Here is an 18,225-nt window from a genome sequence, read left to right on the forward strand (position 1 = left end):
ACAAAAACAAAGAGCTGAGCTATTGTTTGACAGGTTTCCAAAGATTCACAAGGCTTACAAACTATCCATGCATTTGAGATCTATTTTTGAACAGGACATCACAAAATCAGTCGCAAATTTGAAACTAGCTAGATGGTACAACGATGTAGAAGAAAGTGGTTTTAAATCCTTTCAAACAATCATGAATACATTCACCTACTTTTCTGACAAAATCACAAATTACTTCAATAGTAGAGCTACTAATGCCTATGCTGAATCTTTTAATTCTAGGATAAAAGATTTTAGAAGAGAATTCCGAGGCGTTACAGATTTAAAGTTTTTCCTGTTCAGAATTTCAAAGGTATTTGGTTAACCTGTGCCCACTTTTTGAAGGTGATCCCTCTTAACTCTTAACTCTTAACTCTTAACTCTTAACTCTTAACTCTTAACTCAATTTATTCCGCTTTAAACACAAAAAAGCACAACATACAAAAACATGTTGTGCTTTTTTCGTGATTGGATTAATCGTCCTCTGTCGTTAGACAGCTTATCTTTAGTATTATTCGCGTTTATATTAACGGTATGTGAACGAAAAAGTTACAGAAAAAATGATTTTTATTTTATTTTCTACAAAAAAGATTAATTCCGTATAACAAATTGTAATACGACTACCAATCACCGTATTTAATTTCGTCAATTGCAGCTTCTAAAATTGTATCAATATTTTTCTGAGTATCAGAAGGTTTCTGAGTGACATATATGTCTGGCGGCACTCCCAATTCAAAGTCCAGATCACCATCTACAGACCTTGTTTGAGTAACAGACATTCTATAATACCATCCATTTGGCAACTGCCCTCCTCTTGGAGCCCCTAAACCTCCACCTGTTGGAACACCTATAATTTTCACATCTCTCAATTTTTGAACGGCTTTCATTGCTGTTGCAAAATAAGAGGTAGCACTGTAACAACTTCTATCAGTCAAAATTACGATTCTTCCCGGATAATAAAGTCCTGAAGGAGAAACTTTTGCAGGTGTCCATTCATCGAAATCATTAGCTCCAGGCCCTACTTTATTTCTACTATAATAAAGTATCGTTTCTCCAGCATCAGCAGGAATAAATCTTTCACACAACTGAAATATATTCAAAGGTGATCCACCTCCATTACTTCTCACATCTATAATCAAACCTTGCGTTATTGCTCCATATCTCGATATTACATAGTCAATATCATAATTGGAAATCAATGACACAAAGCTGCTATACCTTACATAACCTATTCCTTTCACATCATTTTCGTTGCCATTGACATGCAGTGTATCAATTACTTTCTCTCCAGCATCATTAATCTTATGAATCAAATCATGCTGTAGAGGGCCTGTGATCAGATATTGCTCACTCAAATAAGTGCTTCTAACAATACGTGTACTATAATTAGAATCAGGAACCGCCAATTCTGGATACCTGGAAACACTGAAAGGGGAGTATAAATTAACATGACCATCTTCTAGCGTTTTCAGCATATCAAACATCAGACTGAAAAATTCTTCCTGATACATCTCATCTTTCACCTGTGCATTATAAACTGTATAAACACTATCCCAATCTATATTTTTCAATTCAAGATAAGAATATTGCTCATTCACTTTATTCCACAAATATTCAAATGATTCTCTGTGATTACTTCCCGGATCTTTTTCTATAAAGAGATTTTCACAGCCAAATAAAAAAACGGCTACAAAAACACTTAAGACTGTTGTTTTAAATTGATTTGTTTTCATTTCTTATTTATTTCCTGTGACATTAAACATAAATGCTATCCCAATCTGATGGTAAGCTCCTTTCGAATTTCCACTACTCCCTTCATTTACCGCAAAGTATTTCCATTCATAAAATAATCTGAAAGCATTTTTATTGTGCAACCTATAATACATCTCCAATCTCGAATTGAATTGCACTAGATTTCCAATAAAAGCAAAGTTTTGCTGTCCTCCTCCGGAAATGAAATTTGCACCTGTCGTAAAATCACTGATTGTATTGTAGCTTGGTCGCATATACGTTCCCATTAAAGGAAGGGAAACCGTCCATAAAAAAGTCAGATCTCTGTCTTTTTTTCTGAAGAACTTACCAGTTTTATTTATATGTACATCCCAACCTACTTGAGCTCCTGGACCTATACCTGAGATATATTCAAAATTTAAAGCCGAATTCGTGTAAGAGAAATTACCACGGAAGTTACCACTGAAATCCACTGCTCCACCTACTCTTAAAAAAGCATTAGGCGTGCTTTTAAATACGGGGTTGACCGTCCATAACGCATGAGCATGTGCCGGAACAGAGTAATAAATATTTCCTCCTGTATCAGTACTCCCTGCTAGTTTGGTACTCATTAGACCAAAAATAAAACTTCCGTCAATTAGAAATTCAAAATTGTTGTTTCGGGTAACAAAACCTCCGCCCCCACCGATTCCGGGACCGTCATACAGCAATGGTGAAAAAGCAGCATCTCTTGACTTTGACGAAGGACTAATATTGGTACCAAAGTAGATAAATTGTTCTCTATATTTTCGGGTATCGCTCAATGAATCTGTTTGTCCATAAGCGTTAGAAAAAATAAAATAAGAGAGCAAAAAGACGCTTAGTATTCGTAAGCTTTTGCTTAGACTCATTTTGATTGATTTAGATGACTAGATAGATAAGTTTTACTTCTTATGAAGTTAGTGAACCTTTTTCATATTTAAAAAATAAAATATTCATCATTTATACTTAATTTTAATTTTGAAAAATAGTTTTCCCTCTTACAATCTGTACTTAAAAGCATTCATTTTTTATGACGCGTTTACATACTCAAAAGCTCTTTGTTACCTTCCTTATTTTGCTTTTTTCATTCCCCTCACTAGGACAAACAGGTAGATATTGGAGCAATAGTTTTAACACTGATGCAAGTTTGCTTTCTGGTGCTGTAGTTGGTGGCGGTAGTGGTATTGCAGCTATTTTTTATAATCCTTCTCAAATTGCAGACATTGATTATAAAAAATTCTCTATCTCTGCTAATATTTTCAGTACCTATATATATAGGTATGATGATGCCCTCGGTGGTGGACAAGATTATTCTGATTGGGATTTTAAAGTACAACCAAGGTTTGTCGCATTTTTATTAAGACCTAAAAACTGGACGAAAACTAGTATAGAACTCGCTAGTTTCACCCGTGACAATGTCTATTCTGAAATAAGAAACAGAACAACACAACAGATCAACGTTATTAAATCTCTTCCTGGGAATGAAGAGTATATTGGAGATTTTTATTATCGTATGGAATATGAAGATTACTGGCTCGGAATTGGGATGGCGAAAAAATATTCTGAAAAATTCAGTTTCGGATTGAGCGCTTTTCATTCCTACGCTGTCATCAATTATGATTATAATATTGAAACAAAAGCCTATAACCTGGAAAGTGGAGGCATTGGTAATTCTGAAGATTTTTATATTGCGAGGTTTAAAAATGTTCAGAATATAAAAGGGTATACCTCTAGGTTTGTGTTTAAAATGGGATTCAAATATTCAGTCAAAAACCTCAACTTAGGGCTTAATATCACTACTCCCACCCTCGCTTATGCCGGAACTTCCAAAGTATACAGAGAAGTGAGCGTACAAAATATCAATAGCAATCTAGGTCTACCGCTTCCCAATATGTTGGCCACCGAACAGCAAGACGAATTAGAAACTCGTTTTAAAGAACCTTTAAGTATTGCTTTTGGGGCTACATATTTCAGAAAGAAATCTTCTCTCTATTTTACTGCTGAATATTTTGCTCCTATAAAAAGATATAACCTGATCACAGACCAACCTCCTTCTGCATTTGTGACCAACAATATTATCGGCTTTAGAACAGAAAATTGGCTTGATTATAAAGCACAACACAGGGACGTAACAAATGTGGCTATTGGTATGAGAGGCAGTGTCAATGAGAATATTGAAGTAATTGGAGGATTCAGAACAGACTTCACATTTACTCCTTATACAGGGGGAGGAGATAATAAATACCCTGCTGAGATCACCACTTTTTCTTTGGATCAATACCATGTAACGGGTGGTGCCCAATTCAAAATTTTCAAAACGGATATCATTGCCGGATTACAATATTCTTTTGCGAGAGGCAATAATTTAAAACAAGTTGCTAATTTTTCTAATCCTGTAGAATTTTATCCAGAAGATCGTATAGTTTTGCAAGGACAAAGAGACAACTCCATGGAAATACGGGAAAACACTTTAAGTTTATTCCTCGGATTTACCTATAACATTGGACAGCCATCGGAATGAGAATAATAAATTGGTTCAGACGTATTTTTACACCTCAAACATCTATACATTATTGGGAGAGTCAAATTTCAAAAGATAATGTTGAAGAACGTTTTCATGAGCTCTATCACGCCTATTGTTCACTCCATGGACCGATTGAACTCCCTAAAGCACTTCAAGAAGTCAAGTCTATTGAAGGAAACTATGCCGTAAGCGGTCATAATACATGGGCTAAAGATAGTATTTACAATGGCAACCTAAATTTATCTATTGAGGATAAAGAGGAATACCTTTCAAAATGGGACTTAGGCATCAGTGGCCAAATACAATCAGGCCATGGTTTTTTACATCAAAATTTCCTGAATATTAGTTTCTCTTATAGAGATCAAGAAAGTCAGTATAGCGGTGAGGTGATTTACTGCTTTATTAATGAACAGAAAGCTGTGGGGTTCTGGATTGAAGAAGGAATTTTTGAGGTGGGGTTTGAAGAATTAAGCTTAAAAAATAAAGGATTTTAGAAAATGAAAAGTAAAGAAATATATCAAAAGCTGTTGGCACAAAAAGGAAAAAGTACTAATTACGCCAAGTTTAACCAATTATCTGAATATCAGAAAAAATGTCTTTACAATTCTAATTATTGGAGAGTACAAACTGGCGAGGAACCGATTCCAGTGCCAGAAACTAACACTTCTTATTGGGAAGATATTGAGAAAAATTTGGAAAAATGTCTCGATGAAGACTAATTTAAGGGAAACAAATAAAAAAGTGCACGGAATTGTTCTATCATTATGAGTATTGAACCAAACGACATCATCAATAGCAATATAAAGAAGAAAATCTTTGGGGGTTATGACACCAAAGATGTGAGTCGAATTTTGCATAAAGTTGCCAAAGAAGTTGAAGATCTGAAATCTCAGAACGATATGATGCTGGAACAACTGGAAGAGAATAAAAAAAGACTCCGAAAATTTGAGGAGCTAGAAAACAAGATGATCGACAGTATCAATAATGCTGAAAATGCTCGTAAAAAAGCAATTGATGATACTAAATCACAAACCAATGCAATGCTAGCTACCGCACAGCAACGTGCACAGCTAATCATTCAAGAAGCAGAAGATAGAGCACAGAAAGCCATGGAGGAAGTGCAGAAAAGGTATCAGCATGAAATGGATACGTTGCGCAAAAACACTAAAATGATCAAAAGAGATTATCAGGCTATTGATAATTATTCTGATAAACTTCTGGAAGCATTGAGTGAAATGGCGGAAAAAACATTGGGAGAAGCTAGAAGGTTGAAAGCCATCAAGAAATTAGCTTACAGTGACCAAGATGCTATTAAAGTTCAGAAAGAACATGCTAAGAAAATGCAGGACAATGTGACTGTTGATGACTCACTTGACACCAACTTTTTTGATGATCTAAATCTTGATAAATAATTCATGAAACATACTATCGCACTTGAGGGATTAGAATTTTTTGCCTACCATGGTTTTTTCGAGGAAGAACAAAAAATAGGCAATAAATACGGCGTCGATCTTTTTGTTGATACTAATTTTGATGACGCCGCACAAACTGATAACCTTGAAGGTACTATCAATTACATGGATCTTTATGAAATCGTGAAAGAAGTAATGAATGTTTCAAGTAAGCTTTTGGAACATTTAGGACAGAAAATTGTAGATGAAATTTATAAAAAATGGCCTAAATCTGCACTTCAAGTAAGGGTTAAAATCAAAAAGTTCAACCCTCCAATCGGTGGTATTTGTCACGCATCAAGCATTAGCATCACTCATTGATTGCTTTTTAGAAAGTCCTTCTACCAAACTGATAAAACTCGGCAAACTAGGTAATATTTGAGTATTTTCAGTTAATTCATAATCCATTCCTATCACCTGTCTACCCGTAAGGAAGATTTTTGTATCCGAAAACTCTTTACCCAGCTGTAGAATATAGTCTTGTAGGTTTCCAATTTTCAAAAGCGAAGTCGAAACCGTTAACATATATTCGCTAGGCGTCGTTTTGTATACCTCTTTCAATTCCTGCATTGGCAACGATTGCCCTAGATAGGTTACTTTAAAACCTCTTGATTTAATGATATAAGAAGCAAAAAGCAACGTAATTTCATGCAATTCACCTTCAGGTAAGAAGAGTGTGAATCTTGGCAGGTCTTTATCATCTCTGTATACAATCGCATCTAAAGCAACTATAATTTTTTGTCTTATTAGATGAGAGATAAAATGTTCCTGTGCTGGTGATATAGCACCAATCTGCCATAAGAAACCAATCCTTGTCAGGAAAGGCATAATAATATTGATCATACTTTCCTCAAAACTATACTTGAGTATAGATGATGAAATTATTTTCTCAAACTGCAATTCATCAAAATTCAGCATTGAAGAAGTAAGCTGTGTAATCTGATCAGAGTAAGTTTCGTTAGTGCTTAAAACATTGAATACCTCTTCCCTGATCTGCTCGCGGGTGAGCTTTGCTATTTTGGAGATTTTTATACCATGAGAATTCAGCAATGAAACGTTCAACATCAGCTTTAAATCGTCGTCGTTGTAGTAACGTATGTTGGTTTCAGATCTTTTGGGAATTATGATTTTGTATCTTTGTTCCCAGATTCTTAACGTGTGTGCTTTGATTCCAGTTAGGTGTTCTAAATCTTTTATCGTGTAAGTACTCATATTACTTTACAAATTCTAAATTAGTACTCCAATAACATTTTGTCATTAAAATTGTTTTAACTTTTGAAAGATCATTTCATTAAAAACTCATCATTTCATTACTTCAATTCCAACAACGAAAGTAATCGCCTTTTGATTTGTATTCATGGCTTTGGCCAAAGGGCTGAGATTTTCAAGATCTTATCAAACAAGCTTCCACAATATGCTATTCTAAGCATTGATTTGCCTTTTCATGGTAGTAGCACCCCTGCCAATACGATAATACAACTTTGGAATGACCTTGAAATATACTTACAAAAAAATATATTTCAAGAAATTAACCTCATTGGTTACTCAATTGGTTCCCGGCTTGCTACTTTTTTTTACCGACAGGCTCCACACCTTTTTCAGGAAATCTATTTGATTGCTCCTGACGGCATTGCAAAAAATGTATTATTTCCAGTAGTCACTCACAGTTATATTGCTCCTTTTTTTAGGTTTGTGATGGAAAATCAAAAAGTTATTCACAATACACTCTCCTATATAAGAAAAGTTAGACTGATCACAAAAAATCAATTCCAATTTGCTTCGAAAAGCTTAAGTTCTCCACAGGAAAGCCTAAAAGTGGCTAATACTTGGATTGCATTAAGAGGTACAATACTGAAAAATAAAAAGTTACTCACAATGATTTCTGAAAATAGTACAAAGCTTTATTTAATTGCAGGAAAGAATGATAAGATTATCACAGTGCAGAAAGTCAAGAAAATAGCAAAACACCTACCGGATCAGCAAATCATTTATTTTAATGCTAACCACTATCAGGTACTTTTGGAAGGAATACAATGGATCGCTCAAAAAAAGACCTCACAGAATTAATACTCCATGAGGTCATTTATTTTTGAAAGAACTTTCTTATTCTGCTGAAGGTGCTTCAATCAATCCTTTACGTTCTAACAATTTGAACATAAAACCTTTTGCTACTTCAGTAGGGAAGATTGAGAAAGGCAAGTATAATGGCATACCTAAACGCTTAGCGAAGAAACGCTGCACTTTATTTGCCTCTACATTATCATTACCCAACATCAAAATGAAAGCTTCTTTTGTTACTTTCACGCTTTTTACCATTTCCCATTTTACTGGCATACCTTCTTTGGCATTACGCTTCATCATAATAAAACGGCTGTCAATCTCATATGACAACTTTTCAAAGAACATTTTACTTTGCTCCATCTGAGTAGCTCCCATAAACTGAGCCCACCAGAATAAGATATATAAAACGGAAATAAATACGGATAAACCAACCATCCACCAAACTGATGAAGGCCAGATCAATGAAGGAATAACAATGATAGCAACTGGAAGAATCCAAAACCACCATAATTCTTTCATCACTCCCATTAGACCTAACTTAACATAAGTATTCGATTCTAGTTGGTATTTTTTTGTCTTAATTGTCATAATATGCTTTATTTTACAGCTTTAAGGCTGATATCTTTACTTAAACTTGAATGTGTCAACGCACCTAACGATATAAAGTCAACACCTGTTGATGCAATTGCTGCAACTTTCTCTTCTGTAACACCTCCTGACGCTTCAGTTTCAGATTTGCCATTGATAATACTTACAGCTTCCTTCATCATAGGAATATCCATATTATCCAACATGATCACATCCACTTCCGCTTCAATCGCCTGACGTACTTCATCGAGATCACGCGTTTCCACCTCTATTCTTAGGTCTTTGTTATTCGCCTTTAAGTATGCTTTTGTTTCACTTACTGCTTTTGCAATGCTTCCGGCATAATCAATATGATTATCCTTAAGCATCACCATATCATACAGACCAAATCTGTGATTTTGTCCTCCACCAATAAACACAGCCCACTTTTCCATCAAACGGAAATTAGGAGTTGTCTTTCTTGTATCAAGAATTTTTGTGGAAGCATCTTTTATTAAGTCCACAACTCTGCGGGTATGTGTTGCAATACCACTCATACGCTGTGCACAGTTTAAGGCCAATCGCTCACCCATTAATATAGCACGGGCATTGCCTTTAATTTTCATTACAATATCCCCTTTGCTTAGAAGGTCTCCCTCTTCTACAAAAGTTTCGATTTCCATTGTGGGATCTAAATGAAGAAAAATTCGCTTAGAAATTTCAATTCCCGCAATAACACCATTGTCTTTGAAGATCATTTGAGCTGACTCTATCGCATCTGCCGGTACAGCTGAAAGTGTTGAGTGATCTCCATCTCCTATATCCTCATTCAATGCAGTCGTTATAAACGCATTGATGGCTTCTTCTGTTAAATATTTCGGTTTCACGGACACAAAAGTAATCAATTGAATTTATTGTTCAACGATATAATCCACCTTAGAAAAGAAAAAAATGATTTCTTTAGAAAGCTTGATCGTTTTAGTAGTTAAACATTTAAAATTGGGAAAAATTAGATTATTATTTTTTTGACTAATCAAGGCAGAATTGAAGAGCATAGCATAGCTATGTGATGAAATTCTAACGCTGAGTTGTCAAAAAAAGAAGATCTAAAATTTCCGATTTTGATTGTATAACTGCTTATTAGTTTAGAACAACAAAAAAAGCCATGCATTGCATCGCTTTAAAGTATTAAAAAAGGGCCGGTTGGAATTCTTCCTTTTATAACAAGATTAGGCTTCCTGACACATGTCGACCTTCCACTGTTAACATTCTAAGAATGACTTTACCGAAGTAAAGTTGAGGCCTGCTCTTCAAAAATCAGTACACCTTATATGAGTTCACGTTGAAAAATCCAATATGTGACCGACCCAATACAAATGTCAGAAAATAAAGGATAATTCACAACATAAAATCCATTATTAACAGTAAGTGACAGACTAAAAGTTAATTACTTTTTCAAACAACAATAGGCAGCACTATTCTAAATGTTGTTCCTTCTCCCGGAACTGATTCAAGAATATAAATTCTGCCTTTATGGTATTCTTCTATAATTCTCTTCACAAGTGTCAGTCCTAGTCCCCACCCACGTTTTTTAGTGGTGTATCCAGGATTGAATACTTTACTGATCTTATTTTTCGGAATTCCTTTCCCTGTATCCTTTACATCTATCTGTACTCCCGTTTTATGCTGTGTGAGTCCGATGTAAACGTTCAGTTCTCCAACGCCATTCATTGCATCCACAGCATTTCGGCACAAGTTTTCAATTACCCATTCAAACAATGGCAAGCTCACATTAACTTCCACTGGACTGTCTATTTCATAATGCACACCCAATTTCACTTTACTGGAAATCCTTTTAGACATATAATCCAAAGCTCCTCTAACGGAAGGCTCTAAGTTCACGGGCTTCAATACAGGTTCTGAACCGATATTTGAAAAACGCTGTGTGATCATTTCTAATCGAGTGACATCTTTCTGAAGCTCTTCAATAATGGATTGATCAAAATCTTCATCCGTCTTGAAATACTCAATCCAAGCCACTAAAGAAGAAATAGGCGTTCCCAGCTGATGCGCCGTTTCTTTTGCCAAACCTGCCCAAACCTGATTCTGTTCTGCCCTCCTTGAAGTAGAAAAAACCAAGTAGGCCGTCAATGCTAGTATACCTAAAACAGAAAGCTGTATAATAGGAGCAAATCTAAGATTACTTACCAGGTTCGAGTCTGCATAATAAATATATTGGATTTCACCGTTTGCAAAGTCAATTCTGATGGGCTCATAATCTTTTTTCATATCCTCTATTTCCCTCATCAGAAAATCTTGCTGTTCTGCCACATTCAGGCCTTTAGGAATCTTTATATTTTTAGAAGAGATCGGTATGCCATTTTCATCCGCAAGAATTACTGGAATTAAGTCATTCCCCTTAATTACTTCCATCAACAGAAACGTGACATCTGCATTATCTTCTGCTCCCATAGAGGCCAATTTGGCTTGCACTTTCGCAAAAAAATCAATTTGATCGTATTCCCTAAGTCTTAATTCATCCACCAACAATTCAGTATACACCAAAGAGGTCAGGCCTATGATCAAGCCAATACTAATCACTAATACTTTTAATGTTACTCTATTTGAATAAATCTGTGCTTTCACTCTTTGGTTGAATTAGGTTAAACTATTGTAGAATTATAGATTGAATCACACTTTTCTGATCAGGGTAATATTCCAAATACAATCGCTGTGCTTCTGGATAATCTGTAGTTGCTTTTTGAGAAAGTACTTCAATCACATTTTGAGGATTAGGCGTAAAAAGTTCTCCCAATGAAATTTCAGAATATATTTCTTTATAAGGTTTCTGATTGAAATAGGTATAACCTTCTGACTGTTTTTCATTATTGATAACTCCCACAATCACCTTCACACTTTTATCAGTGTTGGGGTTTTCAAAAAACAAAGCTGCCAATTCCCCTTTCAGTTTCCCCTCTTTTACCTCAGTGGCAATAGAATCATAAAGCTGAGAAAAATTCTTACTATCTAGTTTTCCATTATACTCCACTCCTGACAATACCCAACCATCATTATTTTTCTCCTGCACTTTAATATCCACAAACCAACCTGATTGTATTCCTACTATCCCCAAAGAGATAAATATAAAAAGTATTACAATCCATATCTTGGTATTTCCCATAAAACTAAATCTTCTATAAGTGATAAAAAACAAATTTTGTAAAACAAAGAATAACTTAGAAAATGTTATTTAAGTTCAAAATTTGCACTTTTTTTTGGTTCAAATATTACATTGATTTCAGCCGTCAAGCTAAACTTTTTTTTTCTTTTTTTTCAATATCGCCACTGTCATTCTTGAAATACAAACCAGATTCCCCTCTTCGTCTTCAATATTAATTTCCCACACATGAGAAGTTTTTCCAAGATGAATAGGTTTTGCTATTCCTATAACATGTCCACTTCTTGTACTTTTTATATGGTTAGCATTGATTTCTTGACCTACAGGCACAAATTCGTTGTCATCAATATGAGTAAGTGCTCCTACACTACCAAGTGTTTCTGCTAACACTAAGGACGCACCTCCATGTAATAATCCCATTGGTTGCTTCGTTCTTTGATCAACGGGCATTTTTGCACTAATTAATCCATTTTCAACTTGAATAAATTCAATATCAAGGTGTCCAAGCATATTGTCTCTCAAGTTATTAAGATTTTTTATTGTAAATTTACTGTTAAACATACATGAAGTGTAATTTTTTTTTATACTTAACTAACATTTTTTACGTAAAATAAGAAAGGCGCTCTTCCTTTTGAAGGAGCAATTTAAAATATGTTTTACCATTAAGTCATTAATCAGATGATTTTATTAGAAAAATCTAAATTAAGTTATGAATGCAAAACACATTTATATTATCAGGCATGGCGAGACTGATTTCAACAAAAAGGGATATGTACAAGGAAGTAGTATAGATTCCAACCTTAATGAATTAGGTAAGCTTCAAGCAGAAGCTTTTTTCAAAAAATATAACCGAATCGCCTTTGACAAGATTTATACTTCTGATCTAAAAAGAACACATCAAACTGTTTTACCTTTTACACAAACTGGTATTCCCACTGAAGCTCATCAAGGGCTTAACGAAATCAGCTGGGGTGAAAAAGAAGGTCGTAAATTGACAGAACAGGATGATAAAAACCACATGAAGCTATTATATGAATGGCAGAGTGGTAATTATGATTATAAACTGGAAGATGCTGAATCTCCTAATGATGTTGTAAAACGTCAACAAAAAGTGATGGAGCATATATTATCCAACACGAAAGAAGAAAATGTATTGATCTGTACTCATGGCCGTGCTATGAAAATATTGGTTTCTCATTTAATGGACGAGCCTTTAAGCAAAATGGATCAGTATGAGCATTCTAATCTTGCGTTATATCATTTAGTTTATAAAAATGGTCTTTTTAGAATTGTACAGGCCAACGACATCAGACATTTAGAAAAAATCCAAACAAAAATTCATGTTAGCTAAACCTTATTTCTCAACTTCTGCATTTAACCTCTCTATTAATGCAGGCAAATCTGACATATCCTGAATAACATTTTCAACACCTAATGTTTTCAGGGTATGCTCATGATCACTTTTTAAATGAGAAGCCCCCACAAAACCAATAACATACATACCCGCTGCTAAACCTGATTTCACACCACTTATACTATCCTCAATCACAATAACTTTTTCTGGACTTACACCCAAATCTTTTGCTGCAAATAGATAAACATCAGGAGCAGGTTTAGGATTATCCACACTTTCTACTCCAGAATATACTCTGTTTCCAAATTCACCTCTCAGCCCTGTAAAATCAACAGCGTGATTTATTTGCTCTTTATAACTATTAGAAATGATGGCTTTGGGAAGATCAATTGCCTCATAAGCTTCCTTAGTACCTTTTATTGGCTTATCCTCTGTCTTTGCCGCCTCTTTATACTTGTCCGTAATTTGTGTAATAAAATCATCAGGAAGACTAAAACCATGTTTTTGGGATAGTCTATTCATGATACCGCTAAAAGTTTGTCCTGCAAAATTACTCAGGTATTCATCAACTGTCATTGGCACCCCAAATGAATTGATATATTTTACCATTACTCTTGCTGCAACAATTTCACTGTCTATGATGACACCATCACAGTCGGAAAATAAATATTCGAATCTCATTAGTTTAATTTTTTCTCTCTTAATGGTGCAAATGTAATATATAAAAAGGCCAATAGACAAAAGATTCCAGACAAGATAAATGACCACCCAATCTGTGAGATCTCATTGGCATAAACATAACCTGATCCCAGTGCTCCTAATCCAATTCCTATTTCTAATGCGATATACATTGTTGCGATGGCTCTACCTCTATGTAATGGATTACTTCTGTCAATTGTCCATGCATAAAGAGTGGGCGAATTAGTGCCTATTCCCAATCCTAGTACAATTGCACCCAAGTAAAGTTCTACATCAGAAGAAACAAAACCTATCCAGATCAACGAAATCATTAGCATCAATGTAGAGAACTTCAATACAGGCAATCGGCCATAACGATCTGAAAGTCTGCCCGCAAAAACTCTCACTAACATGGAAGCTCCCGTAAAAAACATAAAAAACATTCCTTTATTTTCTATTCCCAATGATTTACTGTAATCCGGAATCAACGTTAAAATCACTCCATAAGATGTAGTACACAACAGCATCACTATTGATGGAGACAAGGCGTTTTTATCAACAATTTCATTTTTCTTAATATTGAAATGCTCCCATCTCACTCTTTCTGGGTTTTCAAGGGTTTCTTTTAAACCAGAAAGAATTAAAATAGACAGTAAAGAAATACCTGAAGCACAATAGAACATAGTATCTAAATCTGTTTCTAAAGCGAGCCAGCTTCCAATAATAGGCCCAAGCCCAATACCAGTACTTGAACAAAAACCTAATATCCCCAAAGCTTCTCCTCTTCTTTCAAATGGAACAATATCCGCTAAATAAGCAGAAGTTCCTGTAGGCTTAAAACCTGTACTAAAACCATGAAAAAAACGAATCAATAGAAAAGCCGCAACACTTCCGATCAGAGGATAAAATAATGTACAAACACAACTCACTACCACTCCCACAACCATCACAGGCACACGGCCTACCCTGTCGGTTAATTTCCCACTAAAAGGTCTTGATACCCCTGCAGACAGCGTGAATATAGAAATGATATACCCTTTATATTCTTCCCCACCCAATGAGGTGAGATAATCCGGAAGCTCAGGTATAATCATATTAAAACTGGTAAAAAAGAGCAGTGAACTACTACAGAGCAACCAGAAGTTAAGAGTATATATTTTTTGATTTTGAGTCATTTATATCATAAAGTTTATCATTAAAAAAGGGTACATCCTATGAAAAAAAGAATGTACCCAAACTAGCATATTGTTTGTTTTTAAGCGAAAACCCTGTTCAGTATTCCTGCCAAACGAATTCCTGCTACTTTGATACGTTCTTCTAAAACAGCATAGTTATCATACATATATCGGTATCCTAACTTGCCATCACCCACTTCAGCATAATACTTTGTGGCCAATTCAAAAGATTCATTCATCATATCAACTGTTGAAGCGCTCTGAAGTTTTTCAACTTCTTCTTTTGTTGTTCTATCAACATATAAAGCTACCTCCGAATATGAAAGTTCTTTTGATTTCAACATCTCAGAATCCCAGACTCTGTGAATATTGGATGGCTTTCCAAACCAAGTCACTTTCACTTTATTGCCTCCAAGATCTGATTTATGCCCCACATGAAATGGCTGATGCAAATCTCCAATTAAATGAGTCAATACTTTGATTGCCATTCCTTTTTTCTTCATAGAAGCATTTTCATCTTCCAAGATAGCAGTCATATCTTCAATTGCTTTCACAATATCACCCTTAGGGCTTCTTTCTATTTCTTCGAATGTTTCTCCTTCATCAATATTGATGTAATGCCAAGAATACATAAAGCTATACTTCTTATCTGATTTGATATCGTCCATCCAAGTAGATACCATTGGAAGATAAGCAGAATCTCCCAAGATCATCTCCAGTTCTTTCTTTGCTTTTTTGGATAAATGATTTTCAGCTACTTGAGCTACAGCTCTATGCCCTGTTTGTCCCCATGCCCAAACATTAGAGGTATTGGCAAGAAAAATAATGGAAAGCAGGAACAGTGATAAAGTGTAATGATTTCGACGCATTTGAAATGATTGGTTAAATTTTTGTTCTAATTGGATCGCAAGATAAAGGGTACACAATGTCAAACAAAGTGTTTTGATCGATGTTAATACTTTATCCAATAAATTGACAATCATTTAATGTTAATTGTCTAATCTATAAGCGTATTTAAAAATAACTCTATCATTTTTTTATTATGAAAAAAATCTTAACTCTAATTGTTGGTCTATTACTTATCGGTGCAACAGCCCAAGCACAAGATGGACTTTTTAGCCTTGGTGTAAAAGGTGGTATTGGAGCATCATCTTATAACTTAGAAGGTGCACCTTCAACATGGACAACTGAAGGAACAGCTTCATGGCACCTTGGTGGTATGTTCAGAACTAACATCCCTGTATTACCAATTTATGCTCAAATTGAAGCTTTATACTCTAGAGTTGGCGGTACAATCAACATTCAAGGTGTATCATCAGATAGTGAATATATCAATAGATTTGATGTGCCAATCGTTGTAGGTTTAAAGTTTGGTTTATTAGGAATTAGTGGCCGTGCATTTGGTGGAGCTGTAGCTCAATCTAATTTCCCTGAAAGTGGTGATGATGCTGATATTAATAACTTCACTTGGGGATGGCAAGCAGGTATTGGTGCTGACATCAAAAAACTTACTGTTGACGTGAAATATGAAAGTGGTGCAAACTTATCAAAAGTTACTAATGCTCCAACAATCAAAGCTACTCAATGGATCTTAAGTGTTGGTTACTTCTTCGGAGGATAATCCAATCTTCAACATAAAAAATAAAGGCTATCATTAACTGATAGCCTTTATTTTTTGTCTTCGTTTTTTATCTTCTATCCTTGTATTGAGGACAGTTAATATTAAAGATATGGTAACTAAGTGTAAAACCTAAGAAATAATAATTATCTCTCCAAGTTGGATACACTGTTTGTTCTCTGTCTGGTGCTGTTATATCTCCTCTAAAAATCGAATCCGTATTGTCATTCCATAAAGGTTTCACTATACTGAATTCCATACCAAAATCAAGGTAATAGGTGATTCTCTTTTTAAAACCAATACCCAAAGGAAGGGTAACTGAGTAATAGATATTATCAGCCCTTGTTGTGGTAGTGTTTAAAATAGGAAACGCCCCTACTCCTAACTGCATAAAGAAATAAGGCGTAAAGTTATCTATCTTTCTTTTATGCTCTCTGAAATTCAAAAAATTGTATTCAAATCCTGTTGCCACATTCACCATCACATTCTCGAAACTTGCATTTCTAGACTGATGAAATGACTTATCATAGTGGGCATCATTACCTGTATACCACCCCAAATCTAAACTTGTTCTCCATAGAAAATGGTTTTTGATTTTATAATTAGCTGAAAATTTACCTCCTACTCTAAAATCTGAAGGGTGCGGTACAGGAGACACATCCCCGGAATAAAAAGCTGTTCCAACACCACCACTCAACACCCAATATTGAGCATTAGCTTTATGATTACTTATCAAAGTGATAGTGACGAAGAAGCAGGAGATCAAAAAATATTTCAATTCCTTGTTCATACTCTGTTTAATTTAAAAAATCTAGAATTTAGTAGCAGTTCTCCATATTATTAGGTTTACAAAAAAAGTCCGTTCAGTTTCCTGACGGACTTTCAATTTATTTATTTATTCTTTAACGGAATTTCGGCATCTTGATTGATCCACCTACAATATAATTCAACTGAAAGCCTAATGTTAAGAAAGCATCATTGATACTATTAATAGTAGGACTTGAATTCACATCATTATCAATTCCATCGATTTTATCTGATCCTGTGTAATTGGCGGTAGCCTCAAATGCTATATCTAAATGGGATGTCAGCTTATACCTCACACCCAACGCAACTGGAATCACATAGGTAGGAGTATTTACAGTTTTCTTGCCTGTAAGAATCGAACCTTGATAACCCGGCTCCGGGTTTTGAGAAACAGTGGCAGTAGAGAACAAAAAGCCAAAACCAAGACCAACATATGGAATCGGAATTTTAGGTCTTCTGTAAAATACCCCTGAATTGGGAAATAAATCTACAAGGCCCATGGCATTCAATTGAACAGCGTAAGTTGAAAACTCTAAACCTCTGTCAGCATTTCTACCGGCATCTTTATCACTTCCTGAAAAGATGTTATTATTTAAGGATAAACGAGCTGTAACTCTAGGCGTCATTCTTTTTTGGATAAAACCACCAAATTGGAATTTAGTATGTGCCCAGTCAATACTACCCATGCTATTAGCAGGAGATAAATCACCCATAAAATTGGCAGAGGTAATCATACCACCAAAACTTATGTATCGCTTTTTTGAAGTAAATCTTGCTCTACTCTTTAATCCTTGAGAATAACTCTCCGAATAAGCAAAACAAAGAAGCACCAAAAATAAAACAGCTTGAAGTGAAGTTTTTAATTTCATTCTAAAAAATATTTTTATAACTCAAGGTAGAGTAATCTATTTCAATATTAGAGATGTCCAAAGACTTTTCAACCTTATACAACATTGCATGTTTTATGCCAAACAGTCAGTTCACACTAATTAGAAGAGCATTTGTTTGGATTAATGTATAAAAACGTTAGGCA

The 18,225-nt window shown here is 34.9% G+C and carries 22 protein-coding genes; 9 read left to right on the plus strand and 13 right to left on the minus strand.

Going from position 1 to position 18,225, the window contains the following annotated elements:
* Positions 1–352: transposase (locus HHU12_RS10325; protein WP_169656664.1), on the plus strand; the 352-nt coding region annotated here is incomplete at its 5' end.
* A gap of 295 nt (positions 353–647) precedes the next feature.
* Here HHU12_RS10325 and HHU12_RS10330 read toward each other — a convergent pair.
* Both HHU12_RS10330 and HHU12_RS10335 read right to left on the minus strand, forming a co-directional pair.
* The gene (locus HHU12_RS10330) at positions 648–1,760 is read right to left on the minus strand and encodes a S41 family peptidase (RefSeq protein ID WP_169656665.1); all 1,113 of its coding nucleotides are present in this window, start codon (positions 1,758–1,760) and stop codon (positions 648–650) included.
* A gap of 3 nt (positions 1,761–1,763) precedes the next feature.
* On the minus strand, positions 1,764–2,648 hold the full coding sequence (locus HHU12_RS10335) for a hypothetical protein (protein ID WP_169656666.1): 885 nt from the start codon (positions 2,646–2,648) through the stop codon (positions 1,764–1,766).
* 161 nt (positions 2,649–2,809) lie between these two features.
* On the opposite strand from HHU12_RS10335, the gene HHU12_RS10340 reads away from it, so the two are divergent.
* The 5 genes from HHU12_RS10340 to folB are packed head-to-tail and all read left to right on the plus strand — an operon-like array spanning position 2,810 to position 6,075.
* Positions 2,810–4,300 carry a hypothetical protein gene (locus HHU12_RS10340; protein WP_169656667.1) on the plus strand — a complete coding sequence of 497 codons (1,491 nt, stop codon included), beginning with the start codon at positions 2,810–2,812 and terminating at the stop codon, positions 4,298–4,300.
* On the plus strand, positions 4,297–4,797 hold the full coding sequence (locus HHU12_RS10345; protein ID WP_169656668.1) for a hypothetical protein: 501 nt from the start codon (positions 4,297–4,299) through the stop codon (positions 4,795–4,797). Before HHU12_RS10340 ends, HHU12_RS10345 begins: the two co-directional genes overlap by 4 nt.
* A 3-nt stretch (positions 4,798–4,800) precedes the next feature.
* Positions 4,801–5,022 carry a hypothetical protein gene (locus tag HHU12_RS10350; RefSeq protein WP_169656669.1) on the plus strand — a complete coding sequence of 74 codons (222 nt, stop codon included), beginning with the start codon at positions 4,801–4,803 and terminating at the stop codon, positions 5,020–5,022.
* 45 nt (positions 5,023–5,067) lie between these two features.
* The gene (locus tag HHU12_RS10355) at positions 5,068–5,715 is read left to right on the plus strand and encodes a DivIVA domain-containing protein (RefSeq protein ID WP_169656670.1); all 648 of its coding nucleotides are present in this window, start codon (positions 5,068–5,070) and stop codon (positions 5,713–5,715) included.
* A gap of 3 nt (positions 5,716–5,718) precedes the next feature.
* On the plus strand, positions 5,719–6,075 hold the full coding sequence (folB, locus tag HHU12_RS10360; protein WP_169656671.1) for a dihydroneopterin aldolase: 357 nt from the start codon (positions 5,719–5,721) through the stop codon (positions 6,073–6,075).
* On the opposite strand, the gene HHU12_RS10365 is transcribed toward folB, so the two are convergent.
* Positions 6,052–6,966, minus strand: a complete 915-nt coding sequence (locus HHU12_RS10365; protein ID WP_169656672.1) for a MerR family transcriptional regulator — start codon at positions 6,964–6,966, stop codon at positions 6,052–6,054. The genes folB and HHU12_RS10365 overlap by 24 nt on opposite strands.
* A gap of 63 nt (positions 6,967–7,029) precedes the next feature.
* On the opposite strand from HHU12_RS10365, the gene HHU12_RS10370 reads away from it, so the two are divergent.
* Positions 7,030–7,821 (plus strand): alpha/beta fold hydrolase, encoded by a 792-nt coding sequence (locus HHU12_RS10370; RefSeq protein WP_169656673.1) that lies wholly within the window; start codon positions 7,030–7,032, stop codon positions 7,819–7,821.
* A 36-nt stretch (positions 7,822–7,857) separates the two neighbouring features.
* Here HHU12_RS10370 and HHU12_RS10375 read toward each other — a convergent pair whose 3' ends face one another.
* The 5 genes from HHU12_RS10375 to HHU12_RS10395 form a co-directional block, all read right to left on the minus strand.
* Positions 7,858–8,403, minus strand: coding sequence for a hypothetical protein (locus HHU12_RS10375; RefSeq protein WP_169656674.1), 546 nt, complete (start codon positions 8,401–8,403; stop codon positions 7,858–7,860).
* 8 nt (positions 8,404–8,411) lie between these two features.
* Positions 8,412–9,269: a carboxylating nicotinate-nucleotide diphosphorylase gene (nadC, locus tag HHU12_RS10380; protein ID WP_169656675.1), complete on the minus strand. Its 858-nt coding sequence runs from the start codon at positions 9,267–9,269 to the stop codon at positions 8,412–8,414.
* Positions 9,270–9,837: 568 nt separating this feature from the next.
* A complete protein-coding gene (locus HHU12_RS10385) occupies positions 9,838–11,028 on the minus strand; it encodes a sensor histidine kinase (RefSeq protein WP_317170466.1) in 1,191 nt (396 codons plus the stop codon).
* 22 nt (positions 11,029–11,050) lie between these two features.
* On the minus strand, positions 11,051–11,563 hold the full coding sequence (locus HHU12_RS10390; RefSeq protein ID WP_169656676.1) for a hypothetical protein: 513 nt from the start codon (positions 11,561–11,563) through the stop codon (positions 11,051–11,053).
* 129 nt (positions 11,564–11,692) lie between these two features.
* Complete coding sequence (locus HHU12_RS10395) at positions 11,693–12,121, minus strand: hotdog fold thioesterase (protein WP_169656677.1); 429 nt, start codon at positions 12,119–12,121, stop codon at positions 11,693–11,695.
* 148 nt (positions 12,122–12,269) lie between these two features.
* Here HHU12_RS10395 and HHU12_RS10400 point away from each other — a divergent pair, with 148 nt between their 5' ends.
* Positions 12,270–12,911, plus strand: coding sequence for a histidine phosphatase family protein (locus HHU12_RS10400; RefSeq protein WP_169656678.1), 642 nt, complete (start codon positions 12,270–12,272; stop codon positions 12,909–12,911).
* Positions 12,912–12,914: 3 nt separating this feature from the next.
* Here HHU12_RS10400 and HHU12_RS10405 read toward each other — a convergent pair whose 3' ends face one another.
* From HHU12_RS10405 to HHU12_RS10415, 3 genes are all read right to left on the minus strand, one after another.
* On the minus strand, positions 12,915–13,595 hold the full coding sequence (locus HHU12_RS10405; RefSeq protein WP_169656679.1) for an HAD family hydrolase: 681 nt from the start codon (positions 13,593–13,595) through the stop codon (positions 12,915–12,917).
* Positions 13,595–14,767 carry an MFS transporter gene (locus HHU12_RS10410; RefSeq protein ID WP_169656680.1) on the minus strand — a complete coding sequence of 391 codons (1,173 nt, stop codon included), beginning with the start codon at positions 14,765–14,767 and terminating at the stop codon, positions 13,595–13,597. The genes HHU12_RS10405 and HHU12_RS10410 overlap by 1 nt, the downstream gene beginning before the upstream one ends.
* Positions 14,768–14,847: 80 nt before the next feature.
* A complete protein-coding gene (locus tag HHU12_RS10415) occupies positions 14,848–15,636 on the minus strand; it encodes a S1/P1 nuclease (protein WP_169656681.1) in 789 nt (262 codons plus the stop codon).
* 173 nt (positions 15,637–15,809) lie between these two features.
* Between HHU12_RS10415 and HHU12_RS10420 the strand changes: the two genes are divergently transcribed.
* Positions 15,810–16,388: an outer membrane beta-barrel protein gene (locus HHU12_RS10420; protein ID WP_169656682.1), complete on the plus strand. Its 579-nt coding sequence runs from the start codon at positions 15,810–15,812 to the stop codon at positions 16,386–16,388.
* A 67-nt stretch (positions 16,389–16,455) separates the two neighbouring features.
* Here the strand turns inward: HHU12_RS10420 and HHU12_RS10425 are convergent, their stop codons facing one another.
* Positions 16,456–17,175, minus strand: coding sequence for a DUF6089 family protein (locus HHU12_RS10425; protein ID WP_169656683.1), 720 nt, complete (start codon positions 17,173–17,175; stop codon positions 16,456–16,458).
* 112 nt (positions 17,176–17,287) lie between these two features.
* A complete protein-coding gene (locus HHU12_RS10430) occupies positions 17,288–18,061 on the minus strand; it encodes a DUF6089 family protein (RefSeq protein ID WP_169656684.1) in 774 nt (257 codons plus the stop codon).
* Between the last annotated feature and the right edge of the window lie 164 nt (positions 18,062–18,225).

It is taken from the genome of Flammeovirga aprica JL-4 (assembly GCF_012844305.1).
Lineage (GTDB): Bacteria > Bacteroidota > Bacteroidia > Cytophagales > Flammeovirgaceae > Flammeovirga > Flammeovirga aprica.

What these genes read in the sequence shown, in the direction of transcription:
- HHU12_RS10355 (WP_169656670.1), top strand. Translation starts at nt 5,068, where the DNA reads ATGAGTATTGAACCAAACGACATCATCAATAGCAATATAAAGAAGAAA.
- HHU12_RS10375 (WP_169656674.1), bottom strand. Translation starts at nt 8,403, where the DNA reads ATGACAATTAAGACAAAAAAATACCAACTAGAATCGAATACTTATGTT.
- HHU12_RS10410 (WP_169656680.1), bottom strand. Translation starts at nt 14,767, where the DNA reads ATGACTCAAAATCAAAAAATATATACTCTTAACTTCTGGTTGCTCTGT.
- HHU12_RS10405 (WP_169656679.1), bottom strand. Translation starts at nt 13,595, where the DNA reads ATGAGATTCGAATATTTATTTTCCGACTGTGATGGTGTCATCATAGAC.
- HHU12_RS10425 (WP_169656683.1), bottom strand. Translation starts at nt 17,175, where the DNA reads ATGAACAAGGAATTGAAATATTTTTTGATCTCCTGCTTCTTCGTCACT.
- HHU12_RS10400 (WP_169656678.1), top strand. Translation starts at nt 12,270, where the DNA reads ATGAATGCAAAACACATTTATATTATCAGGCATGGCGAGACTGATTTC.
- HHU12_RS10415 (WP_169656681.1), bottom strand. Translation starts at nt 15,636, where the DNA reads ATGCGTCGAAATCATTACACTTTATCACTGTTCCTGCTTTCCATTATT.
- HHU12_RS10395 (WP_169656677.1), bottom strand. Translation starts at nt 12,121, where the DNA reads ATGTTTAACAGTAAATTTACAATAAAAAATCTTAATAACTTGAGAGAC.
- HHU12_RS10345 (WP_169656668.1), top strand. Translation starts at nt 4,297, where the DNA reads ATGAGAATAATAAATTGGTTCAGACGTATTTTTACACCTCAAACATCT.
- HHU12_RS10390 (WP_169656676.1), bottom strand. Translation starts at nt 11,563, where the DNA reads ATGGGAAATACCAAGATATGGATTGTAATACTTTTTATATTTATCTCT.
- HHU12_RS10430 (WP_169656684.1), bottom strand. Translation starts at nt 18,061, where the DNA reads ATGAAATTAAAAACTTCACTTCAAGCTGTTTTATTTTTGGTGCTTCTT.
- HHU12_RS10335 (WP_169656666.1), bottom strand. Translation starts at nt 2,648, where the DNA reads ATGAGTCTAAGCAAAAGCTTACGAATACTAAGCGTCTTTTTGCTCTCT.
- HHU12_RS10330 (WP_169656665.1), bottom strand. Translation starts at nt 1,760, where the DNA reads ATGAAAACAAATCAATTTAAAACAACAGTCTTAAGTGTTTTTGTAGCC.
- HHU12_RS10340 (WP_169656667.1), top strand. Translation starts at nt 2,810, where the DNA reads ATGACGCGTTTACATACTCAAAAGCTCTTTGTTACCTTCCTTATTTTG.
- HHU12_RS10365 (WP_169656672.1), bottom strand. Translation starts at nt 6,966, where the DNA reads ATGAGTACTTACACGATAAAAGATTTAGAACACCTAACTGGAATCAAA.
- HHU12_RS10420 (WP_169656682.1), top strand. Translation starts at nt 15,810, where the DNA reads ATGAAAAAAATCTTAACTCTAATTGTTGGTCTATTACTTATCGGTGCA.
- HHU12_RS10350 (WP_169656669.1), top strand. Translation starts at nt 4,801, where the DNA reads ATGAAAAGTAAAGAAATATATCAAAAGCTGTTGGCACAAAAAGGAAAA.
- folB (WP_169656671.1), top strand. Translation starts at nt 5,719, where the DNA reads ATGAAACATACTATCGCACTTGAGGGATTAGAATTTTTTGCCTACCAT.